This is a genomic window from Paraclostridium bifermentans, assembly GCF_964259345.1.
GTDB classification, from domain to species: Bacteria; Bacillota; Clostridia; order Peptostreptococcales; family Peptostreptococcaceae; genus Paraclostridium; species Paraclostridium bifermentans_B.
Genome location: NZ_CAXVJR010000005.1, coordinates 280,347 through 304,661 on the forward strand (window position 1 = coordinate 280,347; position 24,315 = coordinate 304,661).

Genomic DNA, 24,315 nt, shown 5'->3' on the forward strand with positions numbered 1-24,315 from the left:
AGCACTTAAATCCCCAAAGGATTTGTGCGTAGGAAACAATCATACATACCTAGCGGAGCCACTACCATCCCCCTTCAAACAAAAAAAGAGAGTAGCTCGGCGAAGTTAGATAGTTATAGTTGTTGACGCAACACTTAAATCCCCAAAGGATTTGTGTGAAGGAAACAACTATAACTATCTAACGAGCCACACACTACTCGCTTTTTTAAAATAACACTCTTTTATTTTCAACTCTCTTAGTAACTTTATTTCTATCAAAGTCTTCAAGAATTATCATACAGTTCTTTCTACTAGAATTAACTAAATCTCTATACTCACCTAGAGTTATCTCTTTATTCTCCTCTAAGAACTTAACAAGTCTAGCCTTAGCATCACCATAAACCTTAGCAGACATAATATAATTATCCTCAAGTCTAACAACAGAATTTCCAAGTAAAGACTCTAAAACTTCCTCATACTCTCTCTTATTATTAGTTATATCCTCAATAGTATAAATAGTATTAAGTCCAGCAGAACTTAAAGTTCTTTCTATCTCGTTCTTTATCTTAGCTTGCTTCTCATTTAACACAACATTAAAATCTTTAAGCGAAACAAGATTATCTTCAACCTTCACAAGTTCATCACTTATGAACATATCTAAAAGCATATCAAACTCTCTAGTCTTAAACTTATTTTCTATCTTAGATCTAACCTCTTCTTTTAACATACCTTTTCTAAGTCTAAACTTCTTATGGTATGCTTGAAGTTCTTTATCAGTTTTATCTTTTAATAAGTTATATTGATTCATATGCATATACATATTGTTTACACATACAACTTTCTTTTCTTCTACAAGTTTATCTAAAGCTTTCTTTACATTTTCTTCACTTGCACCACTATAACTCATTATCTCTTTAACATTAGGATAACTAGAAGCATTATGCTTTAAGTACTCTTCAAGTATATCTGTAAGCTCACCTTTTTCCTTAACCTTTAAAGCCTCTATAATATTTTTATCAAATCTCTTATGTTTTCTAGGGTTAGTATCAATAACTATACCTCCACCTATAGTTTCCATAGGAGAATATCTTCTAACTACGAATTTATCACCTTTTTTAGCAACTATACTTTCTTCAAGTCTTAACTGAACTAAACCACTTTCTCCTGGCTTTATTTCCTCAACTTCTAGAGGAACTGCTCTACAAAGAATTTCTCTAGTACCATGATATAGTCTTAATCTATCCCAGTGCTTAACACCTAAATCCATATGTTTAACTACACTTAATCTAACATCTAACATCATAGCTTCTTCTAGTGAGTTAGAAGATGCTAAAACATCTCCCCTATCAATCTCATCAACCTTAACATTAGATATGTTTATAGCAGTTCTTTGACCTGCATAAGCAGTATCTACACTTTCTCCATGTACTTGTATACTTCTTATCTTAGTCTTTATCTCTTTTGGATATATAACTAAATCATCATCAACACTTATTTTTCCTTCTATTAAAGTACCTGTAACAACTGTTCCAAATCCTTTTATAGAGAAAACTCTATCTATATTAAGTCTTGCTGGTGTTTCTAAGTTTTTATCTTCTATTTCATCTGTCATTTTATCAATTTTTGCTATAAGTTCATCCATACCACGCTTTGATATAGAATCAACTTCTACAATCTCAGCATCTTCTAAGAAAGTACCTTTAACTTGTTCTTTAACATCTTCTTTTACTAACTCTCTAAAATCATCATCTACAGTATCACTCTTAGTTAAAACAATCATACCTTTTTTAATGTTTAAGAAAGTTAATATATCCATATGCTCAACAGTTTGAGGCATAACACCTTCATCTGCTGCAACAACAAGTAAAACCATATCTAGTCCAGATGCTCCTGCTAGCATGTTTTTTATAAATTTCTCATGTCCTGGAACGTCAACTATACCAGCTCTTTTATTACTTGGTAAATCAAAGTAAGTAAATCCTAAATTTATAGAAATACCTCTTTTTTTCTCTTCAGCTAAAGTATCTGTTTCTCTTCCTGTAAGTGCTTTTATAAGAGTTGTTTTACCATGGTCTATATGTCCAGCTGTTCCTATTATTACGTTCTTCATATTTACCCTCCTATTAAAGCTTTTTCTAGCTCATTTTTCACAACTTCAAATTCATCTTCAAATATTGTTCTAGAATCTAATACATATTTGTCGTCGTATACTCTAGCTATTATATGAGCATCACTTAACCTTAATTTCTTTTCTAATTGTGCTACATTTATATCATTTGGAGTTATAGCTATAACCTTAGAATCTATAGTTTCTAATGGCATAGATCCTCCTCCAACTTGAGATAATCCATCTTCAATTCTTATATTTGCATATTTATTTAAATGTTCTATTTTAGAATATAGTGCATTTGCTTTTTCTTCTAATTCTTCCATAGAATAAGTTAACATTCTTAATGTAGGTATTTCTTTTCTAGCTTTTTCTTCATCTAAATACATTCTTAATGTAGCTTCTAGAGCACATATAGTAAGCTTGTCTACTCTTAAAGCTCTTGTAAGTTGGTTTTTCTTCATTTTTTCAATATACTCTTTTTTACCAACTATTATACCTGCTTGAGGTCCTCCAAGCATTTTATCTCCACTAAATGTAACTATATCTGCACCTTTTCTTATAGAATCTAGTACAGTTGGCTCATAAGTTAATCCATATTTAGATACATCTAAGAAAACTCCACTTCCTAAGTCTTCTATAACAGGTAGGTTGTGCTTTTTACCTAGCTCACATAACTCATCAACTTCAACACTTTGAGTAAATCCAAGTATTCTATAGTTACTTGTATGAACTTTCATAAGTACTTTAGTTTCTTCAGTTATAGCTTCTTCATAATCTTTTAAGTGAGTTTTATTAGTAGAACCTATTTCAACTAAGTCTGCTCCACTTAAAGCCATTATACTTGGTATTCTAAATGAACCACCAACTTCAACTAACTCTCCTCTTGATACTATAGCTTCTCCACCTTTTGCCATAGTACTAAGAACTAGTAAAACTGCTGCTGCATTATTGTTTACTACTAAAACATCTTCAGCTCCAGTTAATCTCTTTATAGTGTCAGTTAAATGAGTATACCTTGAACCTCTATGACCTTTATCTATATCGTATTCTAAGTTTGAGTATCTAGATGCAGCTTCCCATAAATCATCTTTTACACTTTCACTTAAAAGCGAACGCCCTAAATTAGTATGAAGTACTGTTCCTGTTGCATTTACAACTTTTTTAAGTGATAAAGAGTACTTTATATTACATTTATTTATAGTTGTTTCAACTATATCATTCATAGAAACTTTGAATCCTTCAAAGTCCTCTTCCTTTAAATTAACTATTTCTCTTCTTTTATCTTCTATACTTTCTCTTATAGCTTCAAGTAATATGTTTCTAGGATAATCATTTAGTGATTCTATTATCCTCTCTTGATTTAACATTTCATCCACTGAAGGTAATTGAGCAAATAACTCTCTCTTATTCATTAAAATCACACTCCCCTTATAAGTCCTTACTTAACTGTTATATAATGTTTATCCTTTTCTACAACAGTCCCTATTATCTTAGCTTCTATAGAACCATTTTTCTTCATATCTTTTACTAGTTCTTCTGCTAAGTCACTATCTACTGATACTAATAATCCTCCTGATGTTTGAGGATCATATAGTATATCTTCTGTCGCCTCATCTATATTCTCTAAGTGAACATCTTTTGATATATATTGTTTATTTCTGTACATACCAGCTGGTATAATACCCATTTTAGCTAAATCTATAGCTCCATTTAATACAGGTATTTCATTTATATCTAACTCTATACCAACATCTGATGCTTTTGCCATCTCAAGAACATGTCCTAAAAGTCCAAAACCAGTTATATCTGTAACTGAATTTACTTTTATATTATCAAAACTCATTGCCGCATATTTATTTAAATGAACCATAGTTTCAACTACGATTTTAGAAGTTTCTTCATCAACTAAACCTTCTTTCATAGCAGTATTTAAAATTCCTACTCCTATTGGCTTAGTAATTACTAATTTATCTCCAACTTTTGCAGTTGCATTAGATAAAACTTTATCTGGATGTACACTTCCTGATACTGATAGTCCATATTTAGGCTCTTTATCATCAACAGTGTGTCCTCCAACTAATAAGGCTCCACTTTCTTTAACCTTATCCATTCCGCCTTTTAGTATTTCTGCTAATACATTCATATCATGACAAGCAGGGAAACATACTATATTCATAGCTACCAAAGGCTTTCCTCCCATAGCATAAACATCTGATAATGAGTTAGATGCTGCTATTTGTCCAAATACATAAGGATCATCTATCATAGGTGTAAAGAAATCAAGTGTTTGAATTAATGCAGTGTCATCATTTATTTTATATACTGCTGCATCATCTGATGTTTCAAGTCCTACTAATAAATTCTCTTTCTTATCTGATGTATTTTTAGGTAATTGAGCTAATACTGAAGCCAGAACCTCCGGCCCTATTTTAGCAGCTCAGCCACCTGATGTAGTCATATCTGTAAGCTTTTTCTTTATTTCCATATTCTAGTCTCCTCCCCTTGCAAGTCTTACATATTTAATAATAACATAAATTTATATCTATTAGATACTAATATAATCTTTCAAATCATTAAATTTATTTTCGCCTATACCCTTAACATTCTTTATTTCCTCTATAGATTTAAAATTTGCATTTTTTTCTCTGTAATCTATTATCTTTTGTGCTGTAACTTCTCCTACTCCAGGCAAAGAATCTAACTGCGTAATATCAGCACTATTTATATTAACTTTACTATTATCTGTGTCATTGTTTACACTTTGGTTGGCATTAGAGTTTGTATCAGTATTTTGAGATACATTTATATTATCTTGTGTATTGACTGGTGCATTTTCTCCTATTTTAGGTATTACATAATGTCCTTCATCTTGTATTTTCATAGCAAGATTTATATTGTTCATATCAGCATCCTTAGTTAATCCTTGGCAAAGTTTTACTCCATCAATTAACCTATCATTACTATCTAATTCTACTACGCCTGGAGAGTTAACTTCTCCACTTACATATATAGTTATTTTGCCACTATTTTTCACATGGTAATTTTCGCCAACATTTTCATTGTCACTTTGAGATTTGTTATAGTTAGTGCTTTCTAATTTATCAATTTTAACTTCTTTATTATTATCTATATCTTTATTTGGTTCAATTTTATTTTTATTTTCTTCATTGTTGCTATTCTCAGCTTCACTTACAACATAAGAGTCTTTATTATCTATAAAATCAGCATTTTTAATCATAACAAAAGACCCTATTACAATAACAATAATTATAGGCAAAAACCTTTTAATTTTATCCATTTTATCACTCCTTCAAATTTGATTATTGCCATAAATATGTTATACTAAAATATAAGTTTACAATCGGAGGACAAAAAATGATAAAAAAAGGTTCAATATTATTAGCATTCATATTAACGTTCGTTAATTTGTTTGCATTTAATAGTGTTTCATTTGCCGAAACTCCAGCACCACCTATAACAGCACAGTATGCAGTTCTTATGGACTATACTAGCGGAGAAGTATTATATGAGAAAAATCCTCATACAAAGCTTTATCCAGCTTCTACAACTAAAGCTTGGACAGCCTATGTTACCTTAAAACACGTAAAAAATCTTGATGAAGTTGTAAGTGTAGGTAATATAGGTCATATTGATGGAACTAGCATGTACTTAGTTCCTGGTGAAAAGCTTACAGTTAGACAACTACTTTATGGATTAATGCTTGTTTCAGCTAATGATGCCGCAGTGGTGTTAGCTGAGCATGTAAGTGGTTCAGTTCCTGAGTTTGCAAAACTTATGAACGAAGAAGCTAAAAAGATCGGTGCTAACGAAACACACTTTAATAATGCAAATGGGTTACCAGATGATAATCATTATACTACAGCTTATGATATGGCTTTAATGGCTAGAGAAGCTATGAGTAATGATGTTTTTAGAGAAATAGTACAAACAAAAATGTATAAAATGCCAGCTACAGATCTTTATCCTGAAAGATTCCTAAAGAATACAAATAAATTCTTAACTGGAGATTTCAAAATACCTTATGACAATAAAATGGTCGATGTTCAATATGATATAGTAGATGGTATAAAAACTGGTTACACAGATGCAGCAGGCAAATGTTTATTATCTAGTGCAAAAAAAGATGGGATGAGATTAATTTCAGCAGTTTTTAAAGCTGATAATGATACAAATTTATATGCAGATAGTCGTACTCTTTTAGATTACGGTTTTAGCAATTTTCATTCTGAGAAATCTATAGATAAAAATAATTTTTTAAATTCTAAATCTATTTGGTACTCTAAAGAAAGAAAATTAGAATATATGCCTAAATACAGTTACTATACTGTAGTTAATAAAGGCGAAAAACAACCTACATACAAAACAGAAGCTAAGTTAAATGATATAGATTTACCTATAAAAAGAGGATATACAGTTGGTACATTAGAAGTTTATAAAGATGAAGATCCAAAAGCTATAGCTCATATACCTTTAATAGCTCAAAATGATGTTAACAATATATTTACTATTATATTAAATCATCCTATAGTTAAAGGGATTTTATCATTTATAAAAATTGTACTTTCAGTAATAGCAGCATTTATAGCTTTAGTTTTAATAAGAAAGAAAATTAGAAGAGATAGAAGAAAAAAAGCTATGTATAGTAAGAAAAGAAATATATACTCTAAGAAAAAGAAAAGTATATATTCAAACAAGAAAAAGAATATATATTCAAATAAAAAATCTACTAGACGTAGAAGAAGATAATAAAAAAAAGAGGCTTAAGCCTCTTTTTTTATTATCCGAATATTTTCTTAGTTAAGCAGTTTCCTGTGCAAGTAGCAGCAACTCCACCTAAAGCAGTTTCTCTTAACTCCATAGGAAGTCCTCTACCAACTTTGTACATTGCTTCAACAGTTTCATCAAATGGTATTATGTTTAATATTCCAGCTAAGCAAAGCTCTGCAGATATTAAAGCATTAGCAACACCTATAGCATTTCTTCCTTGACAAGGAACTTCAACTAATCCTGCTATTGGGTCACATACTAATCCCATTACGTTTTGTAAACAGTGAGATGCAGCAGAAACAGCAGCTTCTACGCTTCCACCCATTAATTCAACTATACCAGCAGCACTCATTGCAGCAGCAGCACCAGTTTCAGCTTGACATCCACCTTCAGCACCTGCAACAGTTGCATTTCTAGTTATTATAGCTCCTATAGCTGAAGCTGTGAATAATGCATCTAACATTTCTTCATCACTACATCCATATTCTTTACCTATAGTAACTATAGCTCCTGGTAATATACCACAAGAACCAGCTGTTGGTGCAGCAACTATAAGACCCATAGAAGCGTTAACTTCCATTGTTCCCATTGCAGCAGCTAATGCTTTGTTCATTAATCCACCACAAACTGATTTTTGAGTATTTCTGTGGTTTTCTAATTTCTTAGCTTCTCCACCTATAAGACCTCCAACAGATTTTATATCTTCTGTTACAGCTCTTTCAACTCCGTTTTTCATTATTTCTAAACTTGTAGCCATTTTAGCTCTTACTTCTTCTTTAGAAAGACCTGTTAATTCCGCTTCTCTTTCTACACATAATTGACTTATAGTCATGTTTAATTCATTACATTTTTCTATTAATTCTGCTCCACTTGTGAAGTTATATTTCATATTCTGTCACCCTTCCTTACTCATTAGAATTTGTCTAAAACTACAGCCTTAGCTATTACTTCGAATTTTCTTAATTGCTCTAAAACATCAGTGTCTAAAGCTTCATCTGTTTCTATAGTAACAAATGTATAGTCAGCTCCAGCTGGCTTATTAGTAGACATGTTTGCTATATTCTTGTTGTTATGAGCAAGAAGTCCAGTTACAAAAGATACTGCTCCTGGTATATCTTTGATCTCAAGTATTACTGCTGGTCTTGAACCGTTGAAGTCAAGTGGTAATCCGTCCATCTCAGTAAGTTTTATGTTTCCTCCACCTATAGATGCACCTTTTACTTCAGCAACAGATCCATCTTCTAGAGTCATTTCCATCTTAACAGTGTTAGGATGTTCGTTTTCTCCTAAGTTAGCTTTTATAAACTCGAAGTCTACACCGTTTTCTTTAGCTATATCAAAAGAATTTCTTATTCTAGCATCGTCTGGTTGGAATCCTAAAATTCCTCCAACTAACGCTTTGTCTGTTCCGTGACCTTTATATGTTTCAGCGAATGATCCATGTAAATAGAATTTCACATTTTTAACAGGTTGTCCTGCTATTTTTAATGCCATCTTTCCTAATCTAGCTGCACCTGCAGTATGCGAGCTTGATGGACCTATCATGTTTGGTCCTACGACATCAAATACACTATAATCTTTAGCCATTATAATACCTCTTTTCGTAAATTGTCTTTTTCTTTTGTTGTCTGGAAATCATTTCCAAAATGTTTGTTAACTCAAAATGACCAGCCTAAAAATTAGGCGGGTCATTTTTACTATCGTTTATTATTTTACTATAGCTATAGCTTCTATTTCAACCTTAACATCTCTTGGAAGTCTAGCAACTTCTACACAAGATCTAGCAGGTTTGTTTTCACCAAAGTAAGAAGCGTAAACTTCATTTATTTCAGCGAAATCATTCATATCGCTTATGAATACTGTAGTTTTAACTACATCAGCAAATGTAGCTCCACCAGCAGCTAATATTTCTTTTAAGCTTTCTAATGATCTAGCAGCTTGCTCTTTTGCTCCACCTTCAACTATTTCCATAGTTTCTGGGTTAAATGGAACTTGTCCTGATACGAATAACATGTTCCCATTTTTTATAGCTTGAGAGTATGGTCCTATAGCTTTAGGAGCCTTTTCAGTATGTATTACTTGTTTCATAATCCAATCTCTCCTTCTCTATTTAAGTTAACTTTTGTGCTTATATTACACTTTTTTCAGTAATATTATACTACTAAATTGTACACACTGTATACACTTTTATAATAAAAAGTGAAAAATATGTTTTCACATAATTTTCCACTTTTTTATTCTTTTAAATTATTATATCATAATTATTCTTCTATTACTACAAATCCAGCAGCTTCTACAGCTTCTTTTATTTGTTTTATATGATCTTGGTTAAATGTTTCTAATTCTATTTCAAGGTATAAACTTCCAAGAGCATTTTCTTTAGAAAGTCTTGCCATGTTTGCATTTAATATATTAGCATTTAATCCACTTATTATCTTAGTTAATTCAGCTAATCCGCCTGGTCTATCTTGTATTTGAGTCTTGAATGTGTATCTTCTTCCTTCTGTAGTTAAAGCATTTCCTATAACTCTGTATAATGTGTTAACGTCTACGTTTCCTCCAGATATTACACATACAACATTCTCACCTTTAGCAGGCTTGTATTTTCCACTTACTAATGCAGCAGTTGATACAGCTCCAGCACCTTCAGCTATTAATTTTTGGTTTTCTAATAAGAATAACATACCTTGTGCTATTTCAGATTCTTCAACAACTATTACTTCGTCAACTAATTCTTTTATTATTTCGAAAGTGTTGTCTCCAGGAGTCTTAACTGCTATACCGTCAGCTATTGTAGTAGCTTTGAATGCAGTTGTAACTTGTCCATTTTCCATAGACTCTTTCATTGATGGTATGTTTCCAGTTTGAACACCTACTATTTTAACATTAGGGTTTAAAGCTTTAGCAGCAGTTGCTATACCAGCTATTATTCCCCCACCACCTATTGGGCATAATATAGTGTCAACGTTGTTGTTTAATTGCTCGAATATTTCAAGAGCTATTGTTCCTTGTCCAGCCATAACGTATTTGTCATTGAATGGATGTAAGAAAGTTGCTCCAGTTTCTTTTTGTATTTCAACAGCTTTTGCATATGCATCATCATATACTAAACCTTCAAGTACTACTTCTGCTCCATATCCTTTAGTTGCAGTAACCTTTGCAAGTGGTGCAGTAGCTGGCATTACTATTGTAGCCTTTATTCCACTCATTTTAGCTCCTAATGCAACTCCTTGTGCATGGTTTCCAGCACTTGATGCTATAACACCGTTTGCCTTCTCTTCATCAGTTAAACTTGCTATTTTGTTACAAGCTCCTCTTAATTTGAAAGAACCAGTCTTTTGTAAGTTTTCACATTTATAGTATACGTTTGCCCCAGTCTTTTCACTAAGTTTAACGCTTTCTAACAGATCAGTTGTTTTTACTATATCTTTTATAGTCTCTCTAGCATTTTGAACGTCTTGTAATGTAAGTTTAGTCATTTTTGCTCACTCCCATAATGTGTAGATTTGTTTGTTTATTTGACATCTTTATTGTATAAGGATTTTCAACAAAAATCAACAGGAAAACATTTTTTTGTAATTTTTTAACTTATCTAAAAATTTCCAAACTATTGGCTTATCTAATTTCCTAATTCGTTTTCCTAAAAAAAAATTTTTTATTTTTTAAATTATATTTTAATTTTGTTCTTTTTCTTACTTTAAAAACAAAAATAAGCTATCTATTTTAGTTAGATAGCTTACATTTTTCTACAATTTATTTACTCATTGCATCAAGTCTTCTCTTAGTTTCTAATCTATTAGCCCACATCTCTTCCTCTGAAGTGTAACCTCTCTTTTTAGCCATATCTTTAGTATAAGTTCCTTCATGTAATAAGTTAAGTATATGAAGTGAATCCTTACCTGCAGCCTCCATAGTTCCTCTGCAAGAACCACAGTAAGTTAAAACATTATCTTGAGTGCAGTCATTTGCTCTTCTTGTATATAATTTCTTATATAACTCTGGGTTTGAGCTACAAACCATTCCTCCGACTCCACAACATCTAGTGTTTTCTCTATTGTTTTGCATTTCTTCATACTTGTATCCTAGTTCTTCTAAAGCCCATCTAACGTTCTCGTGGTGAGATGGTACGTTTCTAGTTACACAAGAGTCATGTATGTTAAATATTACGTCCGAATTAGCTCCTATACCTTTTTGAGACTCTGGTATACCTATTTCTTCTCTCATTAAATCCCAGTATGATATAACTTTCTTGTCTGATGTTTCTTTATATACGTTGTAGCATGATGGACATATAGTAACTATAACGTCTGCATTAGTTTCATTTATAGCATCTATCGCCATTTTATTTCTTCTCTTGAAGCTTTCATCTTCTCCAACTAATTTAGTTACTTTACCACAGCATTGAAGTAATGTACCTACTTCCCCATCTAAAGTACCTCTTAAGTGTTTAAAAGTCTTTTCTACAACTGATGGACTATAAGCTGGAACTGTACATCCTGGAACGAATAAATACTTAGTCTTTTTATTTTCAGCAAGTACTGTAGTTGAGTACTCAGGGCTACACTCCATTTCTTGTGATTTATCAAACGGCTTTAATAAATCTATAACTTGCTCGTTGTGATTATCTTTTACATATTGCTCTTTTATAGCAACAAAGTTTTCTCTTAAGTTTAAGTCTTTTGGACACTTTATAGTACATTGACTACAGTCATTACAAGAGAATGCTATCATCTTGTCCATATTTTCATAACCTTCTCTTAGGTATCTCTTAAATAATGTCTTAGGGCAGTCAGTATAGTCGTTTAACATTATACATTCTTGCATACATAATTTACATGCACATTGTCTACATCTATTTGCTTCTTTTAAAGCTTCTTCTTTAGTGAATCCAAGTGATACTTCATCAAATGACTTAACTCTTTCATCTTTATCAAGTTCAGCCATGTTGTATCTTCTTTCAGTAACCTCTGACCAATCAACTTCTCTTTTTAACTTACTTTCATAACTTGAAGTATCTTCTAATTTTCTACCCTCAGTTAATGACTCATTATTTAAGAATCTCTTAACTGATTCTGCTGCTCTTCTTCCTGTTGCCATAGCTTGTATAACTATTACAGACTCTCCAGAAGCATCTCCCGCTATAAATACTTTTTCATTGTTAGTAGATTGAAGTGTTAATCTATCACATTCAAAATTAGTGTTAGGTCTTTGAGCTAATATATCTTTCGCGAAGTCACCTTCAACACCTTGTCCTATAGCAAATACTATAGTATCAACTTCTAATTCTCTAGTTTCATTTTCATCAAACTTAGGACTAAACATTCCTTCTTCATTAAATATTGATAAACATTTTTTAAGAACAACTTTAGAAACTCTATTATCTTCATCAACTATTATTTCCTTTATAGCTTGAGCATGGTTAAATTGTATATTCTCAGCTATAGCCCCTTGTATTTCATGATCAGATGAAGCCATAGTATCAAAGCTATCTTCTAAACATATAGAATAAACTTCTTCAACTTGCTCAAGTCTTCTTGAAATTCTAGCACAGTCCATGGCAACATCTCCACCACCAACTACTAAAACTTTTTTACCAGCTTCTTTAACATTTCTGTTAAGAGCTGCTTCTTTTGTGTATGCTGCTGCTGAGAATATTCCTTTAGCATCAAAGTTCTTTAAGCTTCTGTCAACTCTTCCTTGATGCTTACCAACAGCTACTATTACACTGTCAAATCCATCTATTATTTCATTAAATGCTACGTCTTTTCCAATTTCACAGTTTAATTTAAATTCAACACCTAATTTATCTAAATAACTTATTTCTTTTTCTAATACATTTCTTGGTAATCTATATTCAGGTATACCAACTGCCATCATACCACCTCTAACAGGTAGTTTTTCAAATACAGTAACTTTAAATCCTTCTCTTTGAAGTTCAAGTGCTGCTTGAAGACCTGATGGACCTGCACCTATAACTGCCACAGTTTTTCCATTAGCTTCTTTAGTAGCTAAATCCCAATCTTCTTCTCTATCAAAGTTATCTGCTGCATATCTTTTTAATGATGCAATTGCCATAGGAGAATTTATTTCATTTACTTTACACTTTTTTTCGCAAGGATGAGCACATATTCTACCTAATGTTCCTGGTATAAATAAGTTTTCTCTTATAACTTTTATAGCTTCAAATCCTTTATCTTCTCTTATTAATCTTATATATTCTTTAGCATCTGTATGCATAGGGCAAGTTGCCACACATCCTGGATCTGCATCTCCCATACATTCATTAACTATGTTCTCCATATTTTTGATTATTTGTTCTTTTAACATACTCTCTCCTCCTAAATTGATTACTTATTTTAACGTCATATATAACGATTCTTTATTGCAACAAAGACGTATATGAAATTTAATACATATACGCCTTAATTTATTTAAAATAAAATATTATTTATATACTATTTTGCCTTTTTCTTCATTGACTTAGGGTCTATTGCAAATATGAATACTCCTGATACGATTACAAATCCCCAGAATCCTAAACTTGGAGTTATTTTATCTCCAAATAATATTGCACTAAATACTATAGACCAAAGTGCTGCTGTAGAGTTTAATGCTGTACCCATTGCAGCTCCTATTAAATCAACTGCTTTATACCAACAAAGGTAAGTTGTTGCTCCAAGTATTGCTATTCCTGCATAAGCTAGTACTGTTCCACTAGTTACTACATCTGCTGCAACACCGTATCCTCCTATAAGAGGTAGTACTACTAATCCATATGAAAGCATTGATATTAAGTATCTTAAACATAAAAATTGTTGTGGTGTTGGCTGAACATCATCTTCACCTTTTATGTGTTTCATAGCAAATCCTATTATTACACCTTCTAAAGCCCATCCTGCAACTGCTACTGATGCAAATGCAATTCCCATAAAGAATGTATCAGGTACATTTCCCGATGGATTAAATCCTAACATGAATGATCCTAATAAACTTACAGCTATTCCTATAATTGCTCTTAATGATAATTTTTCTTTAAGTATGAAGTATGATAATATTGCACCAATTCCTGGATATATAACTGATATACTTGATGCGTATGGAGCTGTTGCATATTTTATACCTAATAGATATGCACTCATTCCTATAGGTGCTCCAACTAATGCTGCTAATGCTGTTGCCTTACCTTTTTTAGTTTTTAAAAGTCCGAAAACTGGTTTTAATTGCTTACCAAATAATAAAACTAATGCAATCCACATAAAACAGAATCCGTCATGGAAGAATGCTGATACTAATGGTGAAAGCTCAAAACTTGAAAATATACTGCTTCCTCCTACTTTTCCCATTAAAACTGAGTCAAGTCCCCATGCAAGACCTACTGTAATACCTAGTAATAATCCTTTTTTCATGTTTTTGTTGTTTTCCATAATATTAATTCCTTTCTTAATAGTCCTCTCTTTTTAGTTAGTAAGTTCTTTGTTTTAAATTTAACATTTTTATTTATAATTTCTTATTATTTTATATAAGCAATTAGCATGCCAAATTTTTATCAAACTGTTAGTTAAGTTTATATCTATCTTTTTTGACTTATGTAAATATTTTCTTGTCGATTTATGTTATTTTTTGTGTCAATAAAGTGTCATCTTACATTACACTGTCATCTTTAATTACACTTTATGTTATTTTCCATATCTAAATTCGTTAATTTAATTTCAAATAAAACTCTATATTCTATTAAATATGTTTATGTGTTAAAATATTTAACATCATTGTATTTAATTAATTTGAAAGGGCTTGATATTGATGAGTTATTATGAGAACAATAAAAAAAGCTATACCTTTGAAGATATAGTAGGAGAAAGTGATCAAATAAAAAAAGTTATAAGTGAATGTAAATCTATATCAAATAGTCCCTCTACAGTTTTAATCCTTGGAGAAAGTGGCTGTGGTAAAGAGTTGTTAGCTCAAGCTATTCATAACAACAGCGATCGAGCTAATCATCCATTTATAGCTGTAAACTGCGGTGCTATACCTGCTACACTTATAGAAAGTGAGTTATTTGGTTATGAAGGAGGATCATTTACTGGATCTAATAAAAAAGGTTCTATAGGTAAATTTGAACTAGCTAATGGAGGAACTATTTTCTTAGATGAAATAGGTGAAATGCCACTTGAAATGCAAGTTACTTTACTTAGAGTTTTACAAGAAGGTGTTATAACTAAGATTGGTGGAAAAGACTCAATTCCAGTTGATGTAAGAGTTATAGCTGCTACTAACAAAGACCTTAAACAAGAAATAAAAAATCATAAATTTAGAAGTGATTTATATTATAGACTTAATGTATTACCAATAAAAGTTCCACCTCTAAAGGATAGAATAGGAGATGTTCCTGTTTTATTAAAGCATTTTTTAGAGGTAAAAAGTAATAAATTAAATAAGCCAATACCTAAAATATCTAAATCTCTATTTAACAGAATGATATGCTATTGTTGGCCTGGTAATATAAGAGAGCTTGAAAACTTTGTAGAAAACATAGTTGCACTAAATGGTTCAACTACATGTGAAATAGATTTAGAAGAGTGCCATTGTCTAACTCACGATAATTTAGGTAATCCAATAAAACCTATAAATCCAGAGGATGCATTTACTTTATGTGAGGATAATCATCAAGATGACGTTGTAGTCCCACTTATTGTTCTTGAACAACAAGAAATAAAAAAGGCTCTTAGAGTTTATAATGGTAATATAAGCCAAGCTGCTAATAAGCTTGGTATAAGTAGAAATGCTCTTTATAACAAAATGAAAAGATACAACATTCATAATGTATAACAAAAAGAAGGTCAAATGACCTTCTTTTATTATTTAACAACTATATTAACAAGTTTCTTAGGAACAGCTATAACTTTAACTATAGTCTTTCCTTCAACTAAAGCTTTTATTTTTTCATCATTCATTGCAGCTTCTTGCATATCTTCTCTTGATATATTAGCAGCAACACTTAATTTTCCTCTTACTTTACCGTTGATTTGAACTACAACTTCAACTTCATCCTTAACTAAAGCAGATTCATCATATGCTGGCCAAGATATATCGAATATACTTCCTTCTTTACCTATCATAGCCCATAATTCTTCTCCCATGTGTGGAGCAAATGGTGATAATATAGTAACTATAGTTTCTACACCTTCTTTTATAACTGCATCATTTCTGTTATCTAACTCTTTGTACTTGTACATTTCATTTATTAATTCCATTAATGCAGATATAGCAGTATTGAATCCAAACTTCTCGTTTAAGTCTTCAGTTACTTTCTTTAATGTAGCATTTATAGTGAATCTCATAGCTTTATCTTCTTTAGTTAATTCACCCATAGTTACATCAGATTTAGCTACTTCAGCTAATTCATCAACTAATCTGTAAACTCTGTTTAAGAATCTGAAGCATCCTTCAACACCTTGATCTGACCACTCTAAGTCTCTTTCTGGTGGTGCAGCAAATAATACGAATAATCTAGCAGTATCAACTCCGTACTCTGCTATTATCTCATGAGGAGATACAACATTTCCTTTAGATTTACTCATCTTAGCTCCATCTTTTAATACCATACCTTGAGTTAATAGGTTTTTAAATGGCTCTTTGAAGTCTAACATTCCCATAGAGTTGAATGCTTTAACAAAGAATCTAGAGTATAATAAATGAAGTATAGCATGCTCTACCCCACCTATATATTGATCAACTGGCATCCAGTTGTTAACCGCTTCTTTGCTAAATGGTTCTTCTGTATTTTTAGGATCTATATATCTTAAGAAATACCAAGAAGAATCAACGAATGTATCCATTGTGTCAGCTTCTCTTCTAGCTGGCTTTCCACAACAAGGACAAGTAGTATTCATAAATGTCTTTGAAGTTGTAAGTGGTGATTCACCTTTACCAGTAAACTCAACATCTGTAGGTAATAATACAGGTAAGTTTTCTTTCTTTTCTGGAACTATACCACAATCATCACAGTATACTACAGGTATTGGGCATCCCCAGTATCTTTGTCTAGAAAGTAACCAGTCTCTTAATCTGTAGTTAACTGTTTTCTTTCCTATTTTCATTTCTTCTATTTTTTCTATTATTGCATCAAATGCTTTTGAAGCTTCCATACCATCAAACTCACCAGAGTTTACCATTATGTTGTCTTCATTTATAACTTCTACTACGTTTAAGTTATACTTAGCAGCAAATTCAGCATCTCTTTCATCGTGAGCTGGAACTGCCATAACAGCACCTGTTCCGTAGTCAACTAATACATAGTTTGCTATCCATAACTCAACTTTTTGTCCGTTTAATGGGTTTATAACATGCTTTCCTATGAACATTCCTTCTTTTTCTACGTCACTTGAAGTTCTTTCTATTTCAGTCATAGTGTGCATTTTAGCAACGAACTTTTCAACTGCTTCTTCATACTCAGTTCCAGCAACTAATTCTTTAACTAGTTCATGTTCTGGAGCTAAAACCATGTAAGAAACTCCGTGTACTGTATCTGGTCTAGTTGTGAATACTGTTATAGATTTATCCATACCATCTATGTCAAATGTTATTTCAGCTCCAGTACTCTTTCCTATCCAGTTCTTTTGCATTGTCTTAACTTTTTCTGGCCATCCATCTAAAGTATCTAAGTCTTGTAATAATTCTTCTGCAAATGCAGTAGTTTTGAAGTACCATTGCTCTAGGTCTTTCTTTACTACTACAGAGTCACATCTTTCACAAGCACCTTGAACAACTTGCTCATTTGCTAAAACTGTTTCACAAGATGGACACCAGTTAACGAAAGATTTCTTCTTGTATGCTAATCCATTTTCTAAGAATTTTAAGAATATTTCTTGTGTAAACTTGTAGTACTCTGGAGTAGATGTAGCTACTTCTCTATCCCAGTCAAAACTAAGTCCTAAAGTCTTAAATTGACCTCTCATGTCTGCTATGTTTTCCATAGTCCATTTATCTGGGTGTATTCCATGCTTTATAGCTGCATTTTCTGCTGGAAGTCCGAATGAATCCCATCCCATTGGATGAAGTACATTGAATCCTTGCATTTTCTTAAATCTAGCTACAACGTCACCTATAGAGTAGTTTCTAACGTGACCCATGTGTAATTTTCCTGATGGATATGGGAACATTTCTAATGCATAGTATTTTGGTTTTGTTGTGTCATTAGTGTCTGTTTTGTATTGGTTGTTGTCTTCCCAAGTTTTTTGCCATTTAGCTTCAACTTCATTTGGTTTATAAACGTTCATTTTTTTACCTCCTATTTTTTTGTTTCGTGAAAGCTCGTTCGTTGTTATATTAATCATTTCCTACACACAAAGTCCTGCGGACTTTAAGTGTTTCGTCAATGATTAATATAACAACTTCACTATACTTTTTCACGTATAAAAAAATCCCCGTCGCTAAACAAATACATGTTTAGGGACGAGGATATTACTCGCGGTACCACCCTAATTGGTTATTTATGTAAAATAACCCTCTCGGTCTAGTTTTTATACCAACTACGGTTAAATAGATTGTATCTAGCAAGTTCAAATCAATTTTATACTAGTTCACACCTACCACTAGCTCTCTGAAATCAAAATTTAATTTTACTACTCTAGTCTATTTTTAATTTTAAGTTATAATTTTAAATTATATAATTATTATGCTAATGTGTCAACATCAACATATGGAGCATCTTTCCACATTTTTTCTAAGTTATAGTATGCTCTATTTTCTTCGTTGAATACGTGAACCATTATATCACCAAAATCTAGTAATATCCACTCTTGAGTTTCGTATCCTTCTTTACCTCTTGATTCTATTCCTAATTTAGTAAGTTCATCTTCTATATTGTCAGCTATAGCTTTTACTTGTCTTGTAGATCCAGCTGTTGCTATTACAAAGTAATCACATAAGCTTGAAACTGCTCCTACATTTATTATAGATATATCTTTACCTAATTTATCGTCCATAGCATCATATATAACTTTAACCATTTGTTCTACTGTAGTCATATTAACGTTCCTGCCTTTCTTATTTTTTTGCGTTTCTCTATTATACCACAAAAAACTAAGTAACTAATACTATTTTATATTATTAGTATTAACTAATTATTAAAAAAGCTTTCACTTTTATTATTAATTACATATTACTATTTTAATCCATTTATTGTGATTATTTTTATAATTTTTTACTTAATATATAATTTCTAGCTTCTATAGTTCTTGGGTGTATTATTTGATCTCTATCTATAACTAATTTAATAGTATTATTAAAAGATAATAATAAAGCTTCTTCTAATTGTTTTGAGTAAGTTAATTCTCTTAACTTCTCTACTCCAGGATAATTTCTATTTTCTTCTATTAAATCTGCTATGTAGATTATTTTTTCTAATATGTCCATATTAGCTTTTCCCGTTGTATGGTATCTTACTGCTGTTATTATATCTATGTCTTCTATATCAAATTCATGTCTAATAAGTACAGAACCTATTATACTATGAGATAATGCTAGATTATCTTTTTCATATTCATCTAAGTAAATTTCATATTTATCTACATAGTGTTTTACTTGTTCTTCGCTTAAATACTTTGCACAGTCGTGAAGTATTCCCGCTAAGTAAGCTTTTTCTTTATCATATCCATATAACTCACTTAATCTTACAGCACACTTTGCAACTCCCTCAGAATGTAACATTCTATGTTCTGGTAACATTTCATTTAACTTAAATCTTATTTCTTGTAAATCCAAACTTATTCATCTCCATTTGTGTATATTTTATTTTCATATATATAATTTTCAACAATCTCAGGTATTAAATATTTTACAGAATTATTACCTTTTATACGTTCTCTTATATACGTTGACGATATATCCAGTGAAGGAACATTTACTGACCTTATCTTTGCATTATACTTTTCTTTTAAATTTTTTATTTTTTCATTTGCAGCTTTAGAGCTTATTCCAGGTCTATTTGCAGCTATAAAAGTTGCCAGTTCAAAGTTTGCAGAAACATTTTTCCAAGTTTCCATATCACAAATTGCATCAGCACCAGTTATAAAGTATATATTAGCATTTTTATATATACTGTGTAGTTCCTTTAATGTATCTATTGTATAAGTCCTAGTTTCTCTTTTTATTTCTATATCTGAAACTACAAAGTCTTCATTATTCATAGTTGCTAGTAATACCATATTATATCTGTCTATTTTATCCGTTCTTAATTTTGATTTATGAGGTGGGTTACCTGTTGGTATAAATAATATTTTATCTAGATTAAATGTTTCTCTTATATACTCTGCTGTTGCTAAATGTGCATAATGTATTGGGTCAAAAGTTCCTCCCATTATCCCTATATTAATTTTCTTGTTTCCCGTTTTATGAAAATTTGATTTTATATTGTTTTGAGTCTTAGCTTTTAAAACTAGTTCATCAATTCTCATACTGTTTCTCCTTTTGTCCATGATACTTCTATTGTATCATTAATTTTTGATTATTAAATACAATTATTCTACTTTTTCATGTATAATTTTCTACATACTAAAAAAAGATATTTAATAGTTGAATTTTTACTACAAAGGAGAGTTTTATGCCGATAATAACAAAAATAGAAGTACAACAAAAAAATGAAGATAGAGTTAATATCTATGTAAATGAGCAATTTTTCATGGGTATCTATAAGGAATTAGTTTTTACCTTTAATCTAAAAAAAGGTATGGAAATAGATGAAGATGTACTAAGGAATATGCTAAGAGATGAAATGTATATAAAAGCTAAGAACAAAGCTTTAACTATACTTTCAAAAGCTCCTCAATCAGAAAAAAACATAATAAAAAAATTATCAGGTGACTTTGATGAAGATGTAATAGAAGATGTTTTGGTATTTTTAAGAAAATATAATTTTGTAAATGATGAAGACTTAGCACAAAGAATAACTAACACAAACTTAAAAGTTAATAAATGTGGTAAAAATAGGATTAAACAAAATCTATATAATAAAGGAATAGATAGAGGTACTATCGATTCTGTTGTTTCAGATATAGATTCTGATGTGGAGTTTGAAAATGCAATGTATTTAGCTAAGAAAAGATATGAAAGAGTTAAAAATGAAGATAGAAATAAGATATATCAAAAAATATCACAACACTTAGCTTATAAAGGGTTTGATTATTCAGTTATAAAGAGAGTTTTAAATAAGCTACTTAGATTTGATGAGTCTGATTACTGTTAATTTATTATAATTATCTATATTAGAAAGGTATGAGTTTTATAAACTAAACTCATACCTTTTCTATTTATTTTATTTAGTTATATATTATTCACTATATCTAACTCTATCTATTAGAGATTCTTTATTAAAGTTTTTACTTATTAAGTAAGTTAGTAGTAATTGTGCAGCTACTACAACCACTGCCATTAATATCATCTGAACTACAGGGAAAGTATAAACTGCATATGACCCTCCAGATTTTCTAAAAGCTTGAACAGCTATATATCCCAATCCACTACCTAATGTAAGAGAACTTATAAGCATTGTTCCTGTATAAAAAAGAGCTTCTATGTTTAACATTTTTACTAACTGTTTATCTGTAAGTCCTATAGCTTGCAACATACCTAGTTCTTTCTTTCTAGTTATAATACTTGTTATCATCGAATTTATTAAATTCATGAATCCGATAACTCCTACTATTGTAACTAAGCTATATCCTATAGATTTAGTTATACGCATAAGTAATTCATATGAATCTAATTGCTCATCTATATAATTAGTTTGTATATAATCATTTGTTTCATCAATATTTTCAATATATGCTTTAACTTCATCATATTTATCTTTATCTGTATATATACCTATTGTATCAGTAGCATCTACATTTACTAATTTTTCAAATGCATCATTGTGAATTTGAAAAATACCTAATCCTGTTGTGATAGCTTGAATTTTAAATTCTTTATTTACTTTTTTATCTCCATCGTAGAAAGTTAAATTTATTTTATCTCCAGGCTTCCATCCTAGATCTTTTGCCATATCAACTTGTGTAATAATAATTTCATCTCCTGTTTTTAATTTTTCAATATCTATTTTACCTTCTTCTAGATAAAACTCTAAATCTTTTAAGTCACTTTCTTCCATTCCAATTAACTCGTCATAATCATAATCCGTATTTAAATTTTTTATATCTAACTTTAAATTCTTGCGCTGTTTTATACTTTTAACTCCATCTATGTTTAACAATTGCTCTCTAAAATCTGCTCCTAAAGGATTTTTAGTTTGTAAAATATTAAATTCAGTGTTAGGACTATCTTCTTCTCCAAATGTGTATCCATCTAAGTTTAATTCTATATCATATGGAAAATGATCTCTTGCCATTTTTTCAGCATCTATACTATTCATAACACTCGCCATTATTATAAAAATTATTCCACTTAATGAAAGAGATATTATTGTCACATAAGTACGCTTTTTATTTCTCTTTAAGTTAGCATAGGAAAGTCCTTTTATATTTATACTTTCATATCCTTTTCTAGTTTTAGATTTGCTATCATCTCCGTTATATCTAACTGCATCAACTATAGATACTTTAGAAGCCACTTTCATTGGCTTTAATAATGATACAAACACAGTTGTAAAACTTATTAATATTGCTCCTATTATTATAGGCAACTGATTAACATCAGAACCTTGGAAAAATATCTTTCCTAATATAAATTTATTTATTATAAATCCAACTAAAACTCCTAAAGGTATTGCTATCATAGATAAAAACATACCCTCTTTTAAAACTATAGACTTTATTTGCTTTTTAGTTGCACCTATAGCTCTTAACTTTCCAAACTCTTGAACCTTAGTAACTATAGACAAATAGAATATATTGTATATTACAAGTACACTAGATAATATCACTATTATCCCTATTACTGCTCCCCACATAATAACTTGCATATCTGGCTTTAAAGAGTTTATATAATCTTCATTTTCCATTATATATCCTTTAGGTATATCTAAATCTTTCCCTATATCTTTAATTTTAGTTTTTAATTCTTCACCAGACATCTTATCTGCATCTTTTATCGTTATAAATACGTTTGAAACTTCTTTATCCATATCTCGTGTTGACTGCATATATTCTTTAGATATTATCCCTGAGTAAGCTTTTTTATTTTTAGATAAATCATTTGCTTTTGTTATTCCAGTTAATATAAACTCTGCTTTTGTTATTCCCTCTTTACTATAATCTTCATAATCTAAATTGATTTTTTGGCCTAATTTATTTTCATAACCTAACTTTTCTAAAGCCAAATCATCTAAAACTATTTCATTTTTCTTAGTAGGAAGTTTTCCTTCTATCAAATCTTTACTATTAAATTTTATTGAATTATCATCCATATAGGCTAAACCTATTTTAGTTTCATCTTCATAAGTTTTAATACCTACACTATTTATTATTCCAACTTCATCAATATCTGCATGTGCCTTAATCTTTTTTAATTTATCTTCATCTATTTTTGCATATGCTCCATGTTGAGTTCCATAATATTTTTTAACGTATTCTTTATTGTACGCGCTCCAATCATTACAAGTCATTCCTACTGCAGTTAATAAAGCAGTAGACAGTAGTATAGTTATGATAATTAATATACATCTTGATTTATTTATCTTTAAATTGCTTTTAGCAATTTTAGTAGTATTAATCATTTATAACACCACCCTTTATTACCTTACCATCTTCAATGTACATTACTCTATCTGCCATTTGTGCTATAGTTTCATCATGAGTTATCATAACTAAAGTTTGACTATATTTTTTTATCATTCCTTTTAATAAACTCATTACTTCATCAGAAGTTTTAGAATCTAAGTTTCCTGTAGGTTCATCTGCTAGTATTATAGATGGTCTAGTAGCTAATGCACGAGCAATTGCAACTCTTTGTTGTTGACCTCCTGATAATGTATTTGGCAAAGATTCCTTTTTACTTGATAATCCTAAAGAACTTATAATATCATTTACAAAATCTTTATCTACAGCTTTATTATCAAGTCCAATAGGTAAAACTATATTCTCCCAAACATTAAGTGATGGTATTAAATTGTAATATTGGAATATAAATCCTATCTTTCTTCTTCTAAATATAGCTAGTTGCTCATCCTTTAGTGAAAATATATCTTTCCCGTCTATAAAAACTTTTCCTTCAGTAGGTCTATCAAGTCCACCTATCATATGTAATAATGTACTTTTCCCTGACCCTGATTTACCTACTATTGCAACAAACTCTCCTTCTTTTATCTCTATGTTATTATCATCTATTGCTTTTACTAAGCTTTCACCTTTTCCATAATACTTTTTTAAATCCCTAGTTTTTAATATACTCATTTCTCTATTCTCCTCACTTTTATTATTTATACTTTAATAATAAGGTGTAAGTCT

Annotated in this window: 19 protein-coding genes and 1 other annotated feature; of the genes, 3 read left to right on the plus strand and 16 right to left on the minus strand. The window is 30.5% G+C overall.

Annotated features, from left to right (window positions below):
* Positions 1-205 precede the first annotated feature (205 nt).
* From selB to ACEXNK_RS11960, 4 genes are read right to left on the minus strand one after another with little or no spacing between them, the layout of a single operon-like run.
* Positions 206-2,089 carry a selenocysteine-specific translation elongation factor gene (selB, locus tag ACEXNK_RS11945; RefSeq protein WP_373598769.1) on the minus strand — a complete coding sequence of 628 codons (1,884 nt, stop codon included), beginning with the start codon at positions 2,087-2,089 and terminating at the stop codon, positions 206-208.
* 2 nt (positions 2,090-2,091) lie between these two features.
* Positions 2,092-3,501, minus strand: coding sequence for an L-seryl-tRNA(Sec) selenium transferase (gene selA / locus ACEXNK_RS11950; protein ID WP_373598770.1), 1,410 nt, complete (start codon positions 3,499-3,501; stop codon positions 2,092-2,094).
* Between the two features lie 26 nt (positions 3,502-3,527).
* Positions 3,528-4,574, minus strand: a complete 1,047-nt coding sequence (selD, locus tag ACEXNK_RS11955) for a selenide, water dikinase SelD (RefSeq protein ID WP_373598771.1) — start codon at positions 4,572-4,574, stop codon at positions 3,528-3,530.
* Positions 4,575-4,634: 60 nt separating this feature from the next.
* Entirely contained in the window at positions 4,635-5,387 is a 753-nt protein-coding gene (locus ACEXNK_RS11960) for a helix-hairpin-helix domain-containing protein (protein WP_373598772.1), read from the minus strand.
* A gap of 77 nt (positions 5,388-5,464) precedes the next feature.
* On the opposite strand from ACEXNK_RS11960, the gene ACEXNK_RS11965 reads away from it, so the two are divergent.
* A complete protein-coding gene (locus tag ACEXNK_RS11965; RefSeq protein ID WP_373598773.1) occupies positions 5,465-6,856 on the plus strand; it encodes a D-alanyl-D-alanine carboxypeptidase family protein in 1,392 nt (463 codons plus the stop codon).
* 31 nt (positions 6,857-6,887) lie between these two features.
* Here the strand turns inward: ACEXNK_RS11965 and sdaAA are convergent, their stop codons facing one another.
* The 6 genes from sdaAA to ACEXNK_RS11995 form a co-directional block, all read right to left on the minus strand.
* Complete coding sequence (gene sdaAA / locus ACEXNK_RS11970; protein ID WP_373598774.1) at positions 6,888-7,766, minus strand: L-serine ammonia-lyase, iron-sulfur-dependent, subunit alpha; 879 nt, start codon at positions 7,764-7,766, stop codon at positions 6,888-6,890.
* A gap of 23 nt (positions 7,767-7,789) precedes the next feature.
* Positions 7,790-8,464 carry an L-serine ammonia-lyase, iron-sulfur-dependent subunit beta gene (gene sdaAB / locus ACEXNK_RS11975; RefSeq protein ID WP_373598775.1) on the minus strand — a complete coding sequence of 225 codons (675 nt, stop codon included), beginning with the start codon at positions 8,462-8,464 and terminating at the stop codon, positions 7,790-7,792.
* 120 nt (positions 8,465-8,584) lie between these two features.
* On the minus strand, positions 8,585-8,968 hold the full coding sequence (locus ACEXNK_RS11980; RefSeq protein ID WP_373598866.1) for a RidA family protein: 384 nt from the start codon (positions 8,966-8,968) through the stop codon (positions 8,585-8,587).
* A 170-nt stretch (positions 8,969-9,138) separates the two neighbouring features.
* Complete coding sequence (gene ilvA, locus ACEXNK_RS11985) at positions 9,139-10,356, minus strand: threonine ammonia-lyase (protein ID WP_373598776.1); 1,218 nt, start codon at positions 10,354-10,356, stop codon at positions 9,139-9,141.
* 274 nt (positions 10,357-10,630) lie between these two features.
* On the minus strand, positions 10,631-13,204 hold the full coding sequence (locus ACEXNK_RS11990; protein WP_373598777.1) for an FAD-dependent oxidoreductase: 2,574 nt from the start codon (positions 13,202-13,204) through the stop codon (positions 10,631-10,633).
* 128 nt (positions 13,205-13,332) lie between these two features.
* On the minus strand, positions 13,333-14,301 hold the full coding sequence (locus ACEXNK_RS11995) for a DMT family transporter (protein WP_373598778.1): 969 nt from the start codon (positions 14,299-14,301) through the stop codon (positions 13,333-13,335).
* Positions 14,302-14,677: 376 nt separating this feature from the next.
* On the opposite strand from ACEXNK_RS11995, the gene ACEXNK_RS12000 reads away from it, so the two are divergent.
* Positions 14,678-15,703, plus strand: coding sequence for a sigma-54 interaction domain-containing protein (locus tag ACEXNK_RS12000; protein WP_373598779.1), 1,026 nt, complete (start codon positions 14,678-14,680; stop codon positions 15,701-15,703).
* A 29-nt stretch (positions 15,704-15,732) separates the two neighbouring features.
* Here the strand turns inward: ACEXNK_RS12000 and leuS are convergent, their stop codons facing one another.
* From leuS to nadD, 4 genes are all read right to left on the minus strand, one after another.
* Complete coding sequence (gene leuS / locus ACEXNK_RS12005; RefSeq protein WP_373598780.1) at positions 15,733-18,153, minus strand: leucine--tRNA ligase; 2,421 nt, start codon at positions 18,151-18,153, stop codon at positions 15,733-15,735.
* A gap of 168 nt (positions 18,154-18,321) precedes the next feature.
* Positions 18,322-18,518 (minus strand) — a binding site (T-box leader).
* Between the two features lie 31 nt (positions 18,519-18,549).
* Positions 18,550-18,903, minus strand: a complete 354-nt coding sequence (rsfS, locus tag ACEXNK_RS12010; RefSeq protein ID WP_373598781.1) for a ribosome silencing factor — start codon at positions 18,901-18,903, stop codon at positions 18,550-18,552.
* Between the two features lie 166 nt (positions 18,904-19,069).
* Positions 19,070-19,639, minus strand: coding sequence for a bis(5'-nucleosyl)-tetraphosphatase (symmetrical) YqeK (gene yqeK / locus ACEXNK_RS12015; RefSeq protein WP_373598782.1), 570 nt, complete (start codon positions 19,637-19,639; stop codon positions 19,070-19,072).
* Positions 19,640-19,641: 2 nt separating this feature from the next.
* Positions 19,642-20,331 carry a nicotinate-nucleotide adenylyltransferase gene (nadD, locus tag ACEXNK_RS12020; RefSeq protein WP_373598783.1) on the minus strand — a complete coding sequence of 230 codons (690 nt, stop codon included), beginning with the start codon at positions 20,329-20,331 and terminating at the stop codon, positions 19,642-19,644.
* 146 nt (positions 20,332-20,477) lie between these two features.
* Between nadD and recX the strand changes: the two genes are divergently transcribed.
* Entirely contained in the window at positions 20,478-21,119 is a 642-nt protein-coding gene (recX, locus tag ACEXNK_RS12025; protein WP_373598784.1) for a recombination regulator RecX, read from the plus strand.
* Positions 21,120-21,203: 84 nt separating this feature from the next.
* On the opposite strand, the gene ACEXNK_RS12030 is transcribed toward recX, so the two are convergent.
* A complete protein-coding gene (locus ACEXNK_RS12030) occupies positions 21,204-23,585 on the minus strand; it encodes an ABC transporter permease (protein WP_373598785.1) in 2,382 nt (793 codons plus the stop codon).
* Entirely contained in the window at positions 23,578-24,261 is a 684-nt protein-coding gene (locus tag ACEXNK_RS12035) for an ABC transporter ATP-binding protein (RefSeq protein WP_373598786.1), read from the minus strand. The genes ACEXNK_RS12030 and ACEXNK_RS12035 overlap by 8 nt, the downstream gene beginning before the upstream one ends.
* Positions 24,262-24,315: the final 54 nt, after the last annotated feature.

Coding starts and splice junctions, on each gene's coding strand:
- selB (WP_373598769.1), bottom strand. CDS start 2,089: ATGAAGAACGTAATAATAGGAACAGCTGGACATATAGACCATGGTAAA.
- selA (WP_373598770.1), bottom strand. CDS start 3,501: ATGAATAAGAGAGAGTTATTTGCTCAATTACCTTCAGTGGATGAAATG.
- ACEXNK_RS11960 (WP_373598772.1), bottom strand. CDS start 5,387: ATGGATAAAATTAAAAGGTTTTTGCCTATAATTATTGTTATTGTAATA.
- ACEXNK_RS11965 (WP_373598773.1), top strand. CDS start 5,465: ATGATAAAAAAAGGTTCAATATTATTAGCATTCATATTAACGTTCGTT.
- sdaAA (WP_373598774.1), bottom strand. CDS start 7,766: ATGAAATATAACTTCACAAGTGGAGCAGAATTAATAGAAAAATGTAAT.
- sdaAB (WP_373598775.1), bottom strand. CDS start 8,464: ATGGCTAAAGATTATAGTGTATTTGATGTCGTAGGACCAAACATGATA.
- ilvA (WP_373598776.1), bottom strand. CDS start 10,356: ATGACTAAACTTACATTACAAGACGTTCAAAATGCTAGAGAGACTATA.
- ACEXNK_RS11990 (WP_373598777.1), bottom strand. CDS start 13,204: ATGTTAAAAGAACAAATAATCAAAAATATGGAGAACATAGTTAATGAA.
- ACEXNK_RS11995 (WP_373598778.1), bottom strand. CDS start 14,301: ATGGAAAACAACAAAAACATGAAAAAAGGATTATTACTAGGTATTACA.
- ACEXNK_RS12000 (WP_373598779.1), top strand. CDS start 14,678: ATGAGTTATTATGAGAACAATAAAAAAAGCTATACCTTTGAAGATATA.
- leuS (WP_373598780.1), bottom strand. CDS start 18,153: ATGAACGTTTATAAACCAAATGAAGTTGAAGCTAAATGGCAAAAAACT.
- rsfS (WP_373598781.1), bottom strand. CDS start 18,903: ATGACTACAGTAGAACAAATGGTTAAAGTTATATATGATGCTATGGAC.
- nadD (WP_373598783.1), bottom strand. CDS start 20,331: ATGAGAATTGATGAACTAGTTTTAAAAGCTAAGACTCAAAACAATATA.
- recX (WP_373598784.1), top strand. CDS start 20,478: ATGCCGATAATAACAAAAATAGAAGTACAACAAAAAAATGAAGATAGA.
- ACEXNK_RS12030 (WP_373598785.1), bottom strand. CDS start 23,585: ATGATTAATACTACTAAAATTGCTAAAAGCAATTTAAAGATAAATAAA.
- ACEXNK_RS12035 (WP_373598786.1), bottom strand. CDS start 24,261: ATGAGTATATTAAAAACTAGGGATTTAAAAAAGTATTATGGAAAAGGT.